The sequence below is a fragment of the Desulfoluna sp. CYM3A genome (assembly GCF_056829965.1).
The window spans coordinates 2,815,074-2,827,641 of the sequence record NZ_CP186556.1 but is presented as its reverse complement, the minus strand read 5'-3'; the positions used below and the strand labels follow the sequence as shown (position 1 = coordinate 2,827,641).

Sequence of the window (12,568 nt, the reverse complement as noted above, 5' to 3'; positions counted from 1 at the left end):
GAAGAGCAACGGTGCAACCATGTGCTCTGTTGCTACAATAAATCCGACAGGAGGAGTATGGAACAGGCGCGGCGTGGGTTACGTGCCCTTGAAGGGTTAAAAGTGGAAACCGTCATCTTGGTATAAGATTCGCTCTTAACACTTTTTCCTGGCTACGGCCCGGATATCTTTGTGAACCGCCCGGTGCGGACCCGCATGCCGGGTGGTGTGGGGGCTGGGGGAGAAAAACGCCACTGAATTAGCCGATATTTTTAATAAATAATATATTGTAAACTTGGGGAAGAGGACCTTCTTGATGGGCCTTTTTTCTTAACTCGCGTAGATTGTTTGGCTACATAACATCTAAGAGAGGTTGAAGGCGTGGGTATGAGAGTTTCGGCTTTATTATAAGACGCAATAGCGTCATCATCCATGCCCATCCTTTCGCAAGAAACAGCGTATTTGAAACACGCAACAAAGTTGTCCGGAAAATCTTTTAGTGCGGCGGTAGATTGCATGGGCAGAGGCCGGGTCTCCCCATTTTCAATTCTTGCCTCACTTTCTTTAGCCGAATCTTGAGTTCTTGATTCTCCTCTCCACGAAAAGCAAGACGCTTCAAGGAACGAAAATTCAAATTCACCACGACGTTTACCCCAAAAATACGAAACAATATAAAACTGATAAATGACAACAAAGAATATTGGGAAGGACATTGGAGACATCAAGGATATGCCCACCCTAATTGCAAAAATTCCGAGAACAAGTCCAGTTCACATCATGGGTTCCAAGGCGAACGCCACACTTCGCCCGACGGGCGCGGGTACATGACGGTGTTTGATATTTGAAAACTATCGGCCAACGAACAGGGCCGAAAAGCAGCACTTGCGGCCGGTCGGCGTGCAAGTGTTTGTTGGGCTTGCTCCTATATTCATGATATATAAATAATCATTGAATAATTATTATTTACAGCTGATGTTGATGTTGAACAAGTTTCCCAAATCATCATTAAAAATAGGTTCGACAGAGCATTCTCCCCATTCGGTAAATTCGGGATAAATTTCATGGTTGTTAAAACTTAAAGGACTGTACACTCTTCGTATTTGCTCTACAGAAAACCGATTCAACTCTTCAGTGATATCTCGAACTTCTGTAGAATTTACTAGCATAGGTGGATCATACCCCATATTTTCACAAATGGGTTTCCCGCCTAAAACAAACTTTTCTAAAGGTGAATTGCCACCTTCAAATTTACTGTTAACTTAAAAAGTGAATAGCTTGCCAGTACTGATCAACGGATAATTCCTTTGATTTACGAAGTTGGTCGATCATCGGAATATATGACTTCACCACACCAAATTTCACTTGTAATTCGAAATTAAGATCATTTATCAATTCTGAATTAGAGTTAACTTGGTTAAGGTCATTCTGGTATTTTGCATTCTGCCTTATTTGTTGATTCTCTAAATAACGTATGTATTGGTCAAGGGATGTTATGTCAGCTGAGATTGAACCAACTAAGTAGTTAACAAAAAAAGGATACTCCAAAAGGATTGGTACAATTTTTTGAGGAACAGCTTTGAAATGACCATGCATTCCCATGGGTAGATCCTTGTGTTGTAGAGCTGAAAACGCGTGGCTATGCCTACCTAAAAAGCTGATAGGGGTAGCGGGTGAAGTTACGAAAGACTTGGCCAGCTTTTTGGGGTTGGCCATGAGCCAATTGTTATGTTTTTTTAATGCTTTTGTCTACAGAGTGACAACGACCTAAGTACCAACCAAAAAGCCCCGGAGCACCCAGAAATAGAAAAATACCCAATGAAAAATTTGCCACTGCCCCAACAAGCCAGGGCACATAGCTCGAGGGACTCATTTGAATGTCAATATTTGAAGGTGTGAAATAATAAACAGAAAGATTCGTAGAGAGCGTTAAGAAAATCCATGAAGCCACGAGAAATGTAATATAACCCCAAGATACAAAAGAGCACTCGGTATATTAGTATTTCTGTCGAGATAGAGCTAATAGAAAAATATTTTTGTGAAATTGATTCCGTCTTTTTTAGAATTGCGATTCCAAATATTAACATAAAAGCTGGCCCGATAAGGGAACTACACAGTACGATAATGCTATCGAAGACTAACTCGTGACCAAATTGACGATTTATTGTGTTGCCAAAGATCCACAAAGTCTCACTCAAGAGATTGATACCACAAACGATAGCAGCCAAACCAACAGTAACAATTCCTGCGCGAGCCAATATCGCTGCCTTATTTTCCGTATCCATTATTCAGGTTCCTCAATATGGATTAACAATAGAGTGTACTGAAACATAACGCTGAATTAACCGCGCGGGCGACGAGTGCCGACACCGGTAAATGGTTTAAATTTACTGTAAACCGAAGGCGCTCGCCAAAGAGCAGCTGTAAGCCCTTCCGGTGAAATGGCTTGTGTACGCCCGGCATGGGCGTAATCTTATGAGGTGACCCGAAAGTTTAACCGGGAAGTCCTCTGTGCGTGAATCCTGCTGACCAAACAACGGTTTAGCATAAGCACTATCCTAAGACAAGGGCGGCATCGTGAGGTTCCGTCTGGAGGAGATGGAACTACGGAATCACGAGCGTCAGCGAGAATGACCGGGAGGGAAGCGGACCATAAGCCGCAAATCTATGAGCCGACGAACAGAAACAGCATATAAGGCCAAGTCTCTGGATGAGTCAGCACAACATGACGAAGTCCAGGATTCGAAGGGATATGGTAAATGCTGCGGTTGTGTAAAGAAAGATTACGTTCTTACACCCCTCAAGGGGGTACTAAACTGAGTCCGGGAGGCCTGTTCGACTTTGCGGCCGTATGGCAGCGCTGATTGTGGTAACACAGGCAGTGATGGAACAGGAATCAACAGAGGTCATAGTAGGTGTAGGAATACGTCATTGACGGAGTGACGTTTGGAAACGAGCCGGAGACACCCCGAGGTAATCGCTGGAGGACTCACCCTGCCGAAGGACCGAACATGAAGAACAACGGTGCAACCATGTGCTCTGCTTCTACTATGAATTCGACTGGATGATTCTGAAACAGGCTCGGCGTGGGTTACGTGCCTTTGTAGGTCAAAAGGAGAACCGTCAACTTATTACAAGATCAGCTCTTTTAGCTACTCGTTGGCTACTCTCGGATATCTTCGTGAACCGCCCTCCGGGTGGTGTGGGGCTGGGGGAAGAGAAACCCCCGGCTACCAGAGTAGGCGCTAAATTAACGTTGATAAGTCTGAATTTGAATTTTCGTGTTGGGTGGCCAGGGCTTTGTTACTTTGTATGATTCTTGGTACTGGCTCTTCTAATAGTGGCGATTTCATCATTGTTATAAAACCCAATGTGCTTTTTTGGGGGAATTCGAATTGAAGCTCAATACGACCATCTTCATAAAATAGAATAACTTCACTATCATCCTCATCTCTCCAATATGGGACTCCAAAAAGTTTTATAATGTCCTTTTCACTTGAGTCAGTGCTGATAGGAAGGGCAATTCCATTTGCAAGAAATTTCCCATTAAATGCATTCAAAGAAATAAAAACGTAATCAAGTGACCTATGAGAAAGACCGAGTTCAACTCCATTATATTTGTCGTCAAAGACTTCATTCTTATACTTGAATGAATCACAAAAGTGCTCTTTCAAAGTGGGTTGTTCACCTAATGCGGTATTATTGCATTTGAAGTTGATGAGGTCAATAAAGTATTCATTTTCAGTGGGTTTCGTTTGCCTTTTGTTGAACAACCTATCGAAGATTTTCATTAGCTGGTCCTTGTATAGCGAGAAGAATACAATATACGCCTAACGAGTCTATAGAATAACCCCTATTTCAGGAATGCCTCTCTATGCTGATTCTAAAATGAACTTTCATCCGATAGTACAATTCAGTCACCGAAAATACTCATGCTATATCTGAACTTTATGCGACCTCGCTTGGCGGGGCAGGACCATATTTTGCTGCTATCAAGTGCCCATAGATAACTTCTCGAAACAGCATTCTCTTGCTTAACAATGGACGGAGTGACGTTTGGAAACGAGTCGCGAGACACCCCGAGGTAATCGCTGGAGGACTCACCCTGCCGAAGGACCGAACATGAAGACCAACGGCGCAACCATGTGCTCTGTTGCTACAATAAATCCGACAGGAGGAGTATGGAACAGGCGCGGCGTGGGTTACGTGCCCTTGAAGGGTTAAAAGTGGAAACCGTCATCTTGGTATAAGATTCGCTTTTAACACTTTTTCCTGGCTACGGCCCGGATATCTTTGTGAACCGCCCGGTGCGGACCCGCATGCTGGGTGGTGTGGGGGCGGGGGGCTGGGAGAGAGAAACCCCCGGGCTACCCAATTAAGCTAAATTTTGGAAAAAGAAATTTTATTGCTCTCCTCTTGCATGTTTATATGCCTTTTCAGGGATATTTATCAGCTCGACAAATTTTAAACTTTTAATCGAATTTTCGCCCAATTGGCGTGGGACTACTGATAGGGTTGGGTTTACATAATTTATTCCAGATCTAATTCCGCCTTCTATATAATAAATTTCTTGAGGTCTTACAGAAAGTTGCACTGTGGCTTTATCTTCGGTTTCACACCAAAATATATGGGGGCCAGGTTCAGCAATGTAATAAAAAAATGAGCCATTTTGGAGGGCTCCAATTGGCACTGTACTATCATTGATATAGTAATTAGTTGGGCCGCCTATATATCCCTGTGGTCTATAAAAATAAATTAATGCCTTACTTTTACTAATCTGTGGTTGTGAGAACTCAACCTGCTTAAAATCTTGAATGAGTGAAATTTGGTTTACCACAACAACCACTCATGGAAGCTGTTATTGTTAGAATTAATGCTGTAACAAACAGTTTTTTCAAAATTGTTCCTTTTAAATAAACGAGTTTCATGCTTTTTGAGCAAGAGATATGCTACCTAACAAATATACACTATTTATTTGTAAATTAATTTTGATGAAATCACAAATTCAAAAATATTTACTTTAGCTAATAATTTATTTGTGGGATCAATATTTGTATAAATAAATAATCGCCTAACGAGCCTGTAGAATAACCCCTTTTTCAGGAATGCTTCTCCAGGCTGATTTTAAAGTAAAGTTTTCAGCCGACAACACAATTCAGCCAAAGAAAATACTCACGCCATATCTGAACTTTATGTGACCACGCTTGGCGGGGCAGGATTATATTTGCAGCCATCAAGTGCCACTGATGGCTTTTCAAACCGCATCTTCTTGTTCAGCACCAGGCATATCGAGCCAGCTTCCCTATGTTGTGAACCATGGCAAAGAGTTTCCATTGCGTATCGACCTTGCCCCGTCCTCTCAGGGTAAAACGATTCAGCCCGAGGGTGCCTCTGATGTTACCGAAGACCGGTTCAATGGTGCCCATACGTCTGCTGTACCAGAACCTGCCCTTTGGTGTATCAAAGTGTTTAATCATCAAATGAACAAGCGTATTAGTCTGGTGCATGGTATTTGTAAAAACTGTCACATGCCTCTATTAGAGCTTTTCCCGCGAATGCACTTCGACCGAAGTTCACGGCCCTGCAATCCGTCTTTTTTTGCCGCGTATGTTAAATCCTTTAAGGCCTTTCTGGTCTCTGAAGTTGCTGTTTTCGACGTAGAGTTCATTTCCGGCCGGACCAGTGGCTTCTTTTTCAGGGTCGTACACAAACTCGTTGGTTTTAAACTATTTTGCCTTTTTGACAATTTTAGTTTTATCCGTGTGCCTTTTATGCCTGTCGGTCGTGGCAAAATTAGGATCTCGCTTTCAAACAGTTTGTCCGGGATATACGCTTCGGTTTTTTCATCTTCGATCCACTTGAGCCCATCGGATGAATGAAAGCCGTATCCGCCGTTACAATAGTATATTTAAAGTCATTATTCCCCTTCAGCCTGGTTCATCGTCTTACGCGCACCGTCAATCATATCCTTTAAATAAAGATGCTCAGTTGATGAACCATGGGCTTCGGCATGGGTAATAACCTGATGTAGGTCATCCGTAACAGCAATGCCAGTATAGCCCTGAATCACACCATGCGACGTGGACATCTTTGCGCTTTCGTTATCAGTCAGGTTGCTTTGAATGGGCTTGCCTTGGACTCCGATTTTTTCCTTTCCCTCGTCCAACCAAGCCTGAATCTTGTCCGCTTTCTTTTTAAGGCTTTTGACAGCTTTTTTCTCTTTTGCAGTCATATCAGACCCTTCGTCACCACCTTTATCCTGCGCCTGGTGCTTTTTGAGAATCAACTGAATAGATTTTTCAATCATTGCCTTTTAATCAAGAAATCTTCACGGGTTTCGCTACCATCTTTTTGAAGCGTTTGCAAGACTAACTTGCAGCCGTCAATTGCAAACACCTTTTTGCCCATTATCGCTTCCATGGAACAGATGGCGATCACTGGGTCAAAAGCATCGAAATTTGTTTCCATATGAAGAAATGAATTTTGCAATGGTTGTGAAATGGGGCCGGGTATCACCGGCCAGGGCGATAAAAGTCACATGACACTCACAACAAGATGCAATCTTGCGGCTGGAGATAATGCCCAGGGAATAAGCATACAAAATGACTTTTAAAAGGACGGCAGGGTTATAGGTGGGCGACCAGTTTTGTCGTTGCTGTAATGCTTGTCGAATTCACTGAAAGGTCAAGTTCGTTATCCACCAAATGGTCAATGGCATGAACGAACGTGCCGGGAATGAATTGCTCGTCGAACCGGGCGTCAATACGCATCGACTGGGCTTTAAAATAACTTTTGTATCGAGCCATACTCACCTCGCTGATTTATTTAGAAAGAGCATAGCGAGCGTTTAGCTGTAAATACATCTTGATATCTTAAAATTTTACTTATTCTACAGGCTCAACGCCCTGTTAAGGGGTGAGCAACGCAATACTGAGGCCACCGCACACCACCTTTAAACACTTAAGCCAACGCACAGTGAAAATGCCACGCGTTGCGAATTCCTCTTAAACAGTTTGTTATATGTCTGTTCTCAGAGTTGAAAAAGCCAAATTAGATGTCTTCCAATAACACTGCTGTACCCGTGTATATTGATTGCGACACTTGCCACCTTGAGCCTTGTTTTTCATACGTTCCAGTGTTTAGTTGGACATCTACAACGCCATTTGCCCCTAACTGTCGAGCTTCATTTAGGAGACTTAGTAGTGCTTCTTTTTCACTTAGTTCGAACTCCGCAGCACCTGTAGCTTGCGTTTTAGAGATACCACGTACACCGCCAATAACACTTAGAACTTCACGCCCTTCAATCTGAGAGCCAGTAATAAAAACTATGTCCTTTCTAACTTGAATCAATTCCATTTCAATATTAGTTATACTTGTTATTGCTGCTTTTTCGCGCTTTTTGTTCGTAGTAAACATGGAAACAAAAACAAAAACCAAAAAGATAAAAACCGATATGATAATTATAAGACCCACCACAAATTAGCTCCTTTTTTACAACTATGATTATACTAAGGCCACAAACAGCACATTTCAATTTTATTAACAAGTTAATACTACATTCAAACGTTCCTATGATCGAATACAGAGATTTAAAGACATATAACGCCACACTTCACCCGACGGGCGCCGAAGTACGACAGTGTTTGATATTTGAAAAATGCCGGGCAACGTGCAGGCACGAAAAGTTGAACTTGCGCCCGGTCGGCGTGCAAATGTTTGTTAGCGAGGCAATTTTTGCATATAGAGCAGTCCAATGCCCTGTGGTGTTTCTGATTGGGTATAAGTCTTGTAGCCCAATTTTTCATAAAGATGGATGTTTCGACTACTTTTTATTCCGGTAAATAATTTGAAGGTAACTTTTTTATCAGCAATTTGCTCAACTCGTTTCATCAAGGCTGTTCCAACGCCTTGATTCTGAAAATTTGGATCTACAATCAAACGTTCTATTTCAATTGCATTACCATCAATCGTGAAACGTACAGAACCTATTATTTTGCTATCGAATTCGGCTTTTAAAAACACCTTGCTTTCAAACTCATCTTTCAATGATTCCAAAGTTTGGACCAATGGTGGCAACTTGTAATTGTAGTAAATTTTTGCCTGCCCCTCAAATGCGGATTTTTGAATTCTCCAAATTTCAGGAGCATCCCACAACTTTGCCTTTGTAATCGAAATCATATCAATACTTCCATATCCAACTGAACGCTAACATATATTATGGTGCATTATCGCTCAATAAAACGATCAAATGCATCATAAACTGTCGTTAACGTGGATTATTGTGCGTTTGTGCGCATATAATCGTTCAATCTGTCTTATGATACCTTTTTGCGCAATAAAGTTGGTATATCTGTGAAAAAGTGCATTTTCCAGTTTGATTGTCCTATTGGGCTATTTTTTTGCGGTCGCAGTTGAATCAACTCCGAGTGTTCTATCCAAACATGGCAATGCCCGAAATTGACACTACATTTCGATTGATTAACGTTCTTAGTCATACGCCTGAAATCGTGAACATTCAATTTAAAAACGAGTTTTGAGTTTTGATTTTTGTGGTGTGTTGTCGGGGAATATTTGTGTTTGATTGTGACGTTGGGAGAAGGGCGGGGCGTTAGATGGGCACGCTTCGCTTTGCCCATCCTACGTGGGGTGGAGGGGTGTTGGTTGGGGGGGGGAGATGAGTTGCCGACACCCTAAAAAGAAAACAGGCGGACTCTGGGAAAGTCCACCTGTTCTCTAAGGGGGAATGCTGTTGATGAGGGGATTTACTTCGGTATTTAATATAGGTGAAATCAAGGGAAGGGTCTATGAAGTAAAAGACTCAAATTTATGGGGTTTTCTCCTGGGGTACTGGGGTGATGTGAAGGCATTGGGCTTGCGCAGAAAACGAACGGGCTCGTTGCCATAAAAAAACCGCCTTCCGGGTGTGGGGTCACTCGGTGAGGCGGTTTTTTGTTGGGAGCGGGGGCACAGGTCCCGATCTCCCTTAGCCCGGATATCTCATGGGTACAAGCTGTAACTTACTGCTATTGGGGTGCTTCGGGCAATTCGGGTCAGGGCTCGGTGGGCTCGTCCAGGCCCAGGGTGCCGCCGGGGTTCATGATGTTGTTGGGGTCGAAGTGTTTTTTTAAGGCTTTCAGGGTGTCCATCTGGCCCTTGCCCAGGTGTTTTTCCATGAGGGGGGCCATCATACGGCCCACGCCGTGGTGGTGGGAGAGGGTGCCGCCGTTTTCCTCGATGCTTTGGATAATGCCCCGTTGAAAGGTCACGAATTCATCCCGGGTTTCGAATTTGCCGATGAAGATGAAGTAGAGGTTGGTCCCCTGGGGGTAGATGTGGGAGCAGTGGGTCATGCACAGGGTGTCCGGGCGGTTTTTGATAAACTGGCGCACGCCCATGTGGACCTTGTGCAGGTTGTCCCACTTGACGCCGGTCTCCAGGGTGTCGATGACCACACCGTAGTCGTTCAGGTCCTCCCGAAGATACGGGTCGCTGAAGCGGCCGTGCTGCCAGAGCTTGACGGGGTAGCCGGTGAGGCTCATGGCTCCGTTGGCCTTTGCGATACGTCTCACGTTTTTGCAGACGTTTTTGGAGAATCCCTTTTCCCCTTCGGTGTGGCCGAGGAGCAGGCAGCGCTGGCCGGATTTGTAGCCTCGAAACGTCATGAAGGTGTCCAGCGGGGTGCCTTCGATGCCGTGTTGCTTGAGGCCGATATAGGTTTCTTCCGGGTCGGAGATGCGAAACACCGAGGGCATGCCGCATTCGGCCTGGGAGATCTCCCGGGTGGCGTTCACCGCGTCCTGCCAGGTGGGGAAGATGAAGCTGAAGCGTTTGCGGGTCTCGGGGGTGTGGCGGAACACCTTGAGGGTGGCACGCGTCAGGACCCCGTAAGCGCCTTCTCCTCCTTTGAGGATGTCGTTGACCATGGGGCCGGTGGCGGTGCTGGGAAAATCGAGGGTGGTGACCTTGCCCGCAGGGGTGACGCAGGTCTGGCCCAAAACCAGGTCCACGGCGTCGCCGTAGTAGGAGGACTGCTGGCCCGACCCCTTGGCCGCGATCCAGCCGCCCACGGTGGAGAACTCGAAGGATTGGGGAAAGTGGCCGCAGGTGTAGGTGTGGCGGGTGTTGAAGGTGTTGGGGGCGTTGTTGAGGAGCTCTTCCAGGGCCGGGCCCATGATACCGCATTCCACGGTGATGGTCTGGTTGGTCTCGTTGAACTCTACCACCCGGGTCATGTGGGTGGCCATCACCAGGGTGACGCCCCCTTTTTTGGGTGTGAGGCCCAGGGTTACGGAACTGCCGCCGCCGAAGACGTGAAGGGGGATCTTTTTTTCGTGGCAGAGGGCCACGATGCGGGAGATCTCCTCTTCGGTGCGGGGGTGAACGATGAGATCCGCCACTTTTTCGGGGGTTCCATCCCGGAGGGCGTAGATCTCCTCCATGGTTTTTCCGGTGGAGTATTTCACCCGGTCGTAGTCGCTCACAGAAACGTTTTCCTCGCCACTGATGGCGGTGAAGGCCTCCATGGTTTCAGGATCGATGGCAGGGGTGTTTTCACCTAAGGTGACAAGGTCGTCACCGGAGGAGACCGGGGCGGTAAAGGCGTCGTCCGAGAGGCCGAAGGTCTCCTTCAGCATGGCGTACAGTTTGGCGTTGGGGTGCTTGAACCCGTCCGGGGCTCCCCATTTGAAGATGGATCGCCAGCTTCCGGGTTCCGGAGGGGTGGTTCGCCATTGGGGCTCAAAGGATGGCTTTTTTCGTTTCATGGCAGGTCTCCTTGGTGTGTTGATATCTGTGTGCGTGAGCATATTTTTGAAAGAACTTGTTAAAGGCCCATTTTTTTACCCCGGGCAACGATGGGAAAAACAATTCTTTTTCACGGGCGTAGCCCTTACGCAAATGCGGAGGGCGAAGCCAGGGAGCATGTGCAATCCTCTGCTACTCTGGATATCCGGTGATCTCCCGGATCTCCTTGTAGATGGGGTCCAGGCGCGGGTAGATGCGTTTGTAGACCCGTTGGTAGAGTCTTCTGTAAAGGGCGGTGCGGTCGGGGCTCGGTTCGAAGGTGGTGTCGTAGTGCACCATGGCGTCGATGGCCCCCTGGAAGTCTTTGTAGATCCCTAAGCCAACGGCGGTGACGATGGCAGCGCCCAGGCCCGAGGTCTCCGTGGTTTTTCCCCGCACCAGGGGCCGGTTGAAGATATCGGCCGAGATTTGGCAGATCTGGTCGCTCCGGGAGGCACCGCCGGACACGGCAAGGCGTTCCACCGGTATTTTTGTCTTTTTCTCCAGGCGTTCCAGGCCTTCCAGGAGGGCATAACCCAGCCCTTCGATGACCGCTTTGTAGACGTGCTCTTTTTTATGGACATCTCCGAATCCGATCATGGCCCCCTTGGCGTTGGGGTGCTCCAGGCCCGGCCCCCAGTAGGGCTGGACCATGAGGCCCATGGCCCCGGGAGGGGCTTTTTCCAGGAGCCGGTCCATCTCCGCTTCCGGGGCGATGCCTTTGACTTCCGCCTTGGCCACCTCTTTGTGGGCGAACTCATTCTTGAACCAGGTGATCATCCAGTAGCCCCGGAAGATCTCAATTTCAGGGTTCCAATGCCCGGGCACCGGGGCGGGGTAGGCGGGCATGAAGCGCAGCGGCTCGAAGTAGCGCCTGGAGGAGAGCTGCACCGTGGCCGTGGTGCCGAAGCTCAGGCTGGCGGTCTCTTCGGAGAGGACCCCCATGCCCAGGGTCTCGCACCCCTTGTCCGACCCGCAGGCGATGACGGGCAGGCCCTGGGCAAGGCCTGTCGCCGTCGCCGCCTCCGGGGTGATGTGGCCCAACACGTCGCCGGGGGGGACCACCTCGGGCAGCTTTTCCCTTTCCATGGGAAAGAGCAGGGACGAGGGGTCGAAGCGGGAGGCCCAGCAGCTTTTTTTGTAGTTGAAGGGGATGTGACCTATCTGGGAGGCCGAGGAGTCGGCGAACCGTCCGGTGAGACGGTGGTTCAGAAACCCGGAGACCTGGAGGTATTTGTGGGTCTTCTCCCAGATCTCGGGCTGGTTCTGGCGGATCCAGTTGCCCTTGCCTTCCTGTTGCACTTTGGTGAGGATGGAACCGACCCCCACGGCGGATAAAATGGGCCCCACAGGAAAGGGGGGCGTAAAGACCGGAGTTGCTTTTCTCTGGTCCAGCCAGGTAATGGCCGGTCGCAGGGGTGTCCCTTGGGCGTCCACGTTGATCATGGTGGCCCGCTGGGTGGTGACACCCACCCCCTTGACCGCGGCCATGAGGTCGGGTTTGCGGGAACAAAGGGCTTTGCATCCGGCCACAAGGCTCTCCCAGAGGAGTTCCGGGTCCTGCTCGGCCCAGCCGGGCTGCTCGCTGTAGTAAGGGGCGTACTCCACCTGTTCGCTGTCAAGGAGGGTGCCCTCTCCGGAGAAGAGGAGGGTTCTCATGCTCTGGGTGCCGCAGTCAATGGAGAGGATCACAGGGGTCATGGGGGCTCCTTGGGGATCGGCTCGGTCAGGGGCAGGCGTTGCGGCCATACCCTCCGGTCTTTGCCATCGGGGCTGTGCCTGTGGTGCGAACATGGCTGATCAAGGCTAT

The 12,568-nt window shown here is 47.7% G+C and carries 12 protein-coding genes and 1 pseudogene; 1 reads left to right on the top strand and 12 read right to left on the bottom strand.

Annotated elements, in window-relative coordinates; all coding sequences use genetic code 11:
• Window positions 1–251: 251 nt before the first annotated feature.
• The 5 genes and pseudogenes from ACOYW1_RS14405 to ACOYW1_RS14385 all read right to left on the bottom strand — a co-directional run bounded on the left by ACOYW1_RS14405 (window position 252) and on the right by ACOYW1_RS14385 (window position 4,813).
• Window positions 252–704 carry a hypothetical protein gene (locus tag ACOYW1_RS14405; protein ID WP_482423333.1) on the bottom strand — a complete coding sequence of 151 codons (453 nt, stop codon included), beginning with the start codon at window positions 702–704 and terminating at the stop codon, window positions 252–254.
• Window positions 705–938: 234 nt separating this feature from the next.
• Window positions 939–1,205 (bottom strand): annotated as a pseudogene (locus ACOYW1_RS14400) (DUF1877 family protein); the annotation flags it as partial.
• Between the two features lie 28 nt (window positions 1,206–1,233).
• Window positions 1,234–1,578 (bottom strand): hypothetical protein, encoded by a 345-nt coding sequence (locus tag ACOYW1_RS14395; protein ID WP_482423332.1) that lies wholly within the window; start codon window positions 1,576–1,578, stop codon window positions 1,234–1,236.
• 1,643 nt (window positions 1,579–3,221) lie between these two features.
• Window positions 3,222–3,767, bottom strand: coding sequence for a hypothetical protein (locus ACOYW1_RS14390; protein WP_482423331.1), 546 nt, complete (start codon window positions 3,765–3,767; stop codon window positions 3,222–3,224).
• A gap of 611 nt (window positions 3,768–4,378) precedes the next feature.
• Window positions 4,379–4,813: a hypothetical protein gene (locus ACOYW1_RS14385; RefSeq protein ID WP_482423330.1), complete on the bottom strand. Its 435-nt coding sequence runs from the start codon at window positions 4,811–4,813 to the stop codon at window positions 4,379–4,381.
• Between the two features lie 367 nt (window positions 4,814–5,180).
• Between ACOYW1_RS14385 and ACOYW1_RS14380 the strand changes: the two genes are divergently transcribed.
• Window positions 5,181–5,855: a hypothetical protein gene (locus ACOYW1_RS14380; protein ID WP_482423329.1), complete on the top strand. Its 675-nt coding sequence runs from the start codon at window positions 5,181–5,183 to the stop codon at window positions 5,853–5,855.
• A 38-nt stretch (window positions 5,856–5,893) separates the two neighbouring features.
• Here ACOYW1_RS14380 and ACOYW1_RS14375 read toward each other — a convergent pair whose 3' ends face one another.
• The 7 genes from ACOYW1_RS14375 to ACOYW1_RS14345 form a co-directional block, all read right to left on the bottom strand.
• Window positions 5,894–6,283: a hypothetical protein gene (locus ACOYW1_RS14375; protein ID WP_482423328.1), complete on the bottom strand. Its 390-nt coding sequence runs from the start codon at window positions 6,281–6,283 to the stop codon at window positions 5,894–5,896.
• On the bottom strand, window positions 6,280–6,444 hold the full coding sequence (locus tag ACOYW1_RS14370; RefSeq protein WP_482423327.1) for a hypothetical protein: 165 nt from the start codon (window positions 6,442–6,444) through the stop codon (window positions 6,280–6,282). The genes ACOYW1_RS14375 and ACOYW1_RS14370 overlap by 4 nt, the downstream gene beginning before the upstream one ends.
• Window positions 6,419–6,649 (bottom strand): transposase, encoded by a 231-nt coding sequence (locus ACOYW1_RS14365; protein WP_482423726.1) that lies wholly within the window; start codon window positions 6,647–6,649, stop codon window positions 6,419–6,421. The genes ACOYW1_RS14370 and ACOYW1_RS14365 overlap by 26 nt, the downstream gene beginning before the upstream one ends.
• A gap of 377 nt (window positions 6,650–7,026) precedes the next feature.
• A complete protein-coding gene (locus ACOYW1_RS14360; RefSeq protein WP_482423326.1) occupies window positions 7,027–7,452 on the bottom strand; it encodes a heavy metal-binding domain-containing protein in 426 nt (141 codons plus the stop codon).
• Window positions 7,453–7,695: 243 nt separating this feature from the next.
• Window positions 7,696–8,154, bottom strand: coding sequence for a GNAT family N-acetyltransferase (locus tag ACOYW1_RS14355; RefSeq protein WP_482423325.1), 459 nt, complete (start codon window positions 8,152–8,154; stop codon window positions 7,696–7,698).
• 872 nt (window positions 8,155–9,026) lie between these two features.
• Window positions 9,027–10,739, bottom strand: coding sequence for an FAD-binding oxidoreductase (locus ACOYW1_RS14350; RefSeq protein WP_482423324.1), 1,713 nt, complete (start codon window positions 10,737–10,739; stop codon window positions 9,027–9,029).
• A 172-nt stretch (window positions 10,740–10,911) separates the two neighbouring features.
• Window positions 10,912–12,459, bottom strand: a complete 1,548-nt coding sequence (locus ACOYW1_RS14345; RefSeq protein ID WP_482423323.1) for an FGGY-family carbohydrate kinase — start codon at window positions 12,457–12,459, stop codon at window positions 10,912–10,914.
• Window positions 12,460–12,568: the final 109 nt, after the last annotated feature.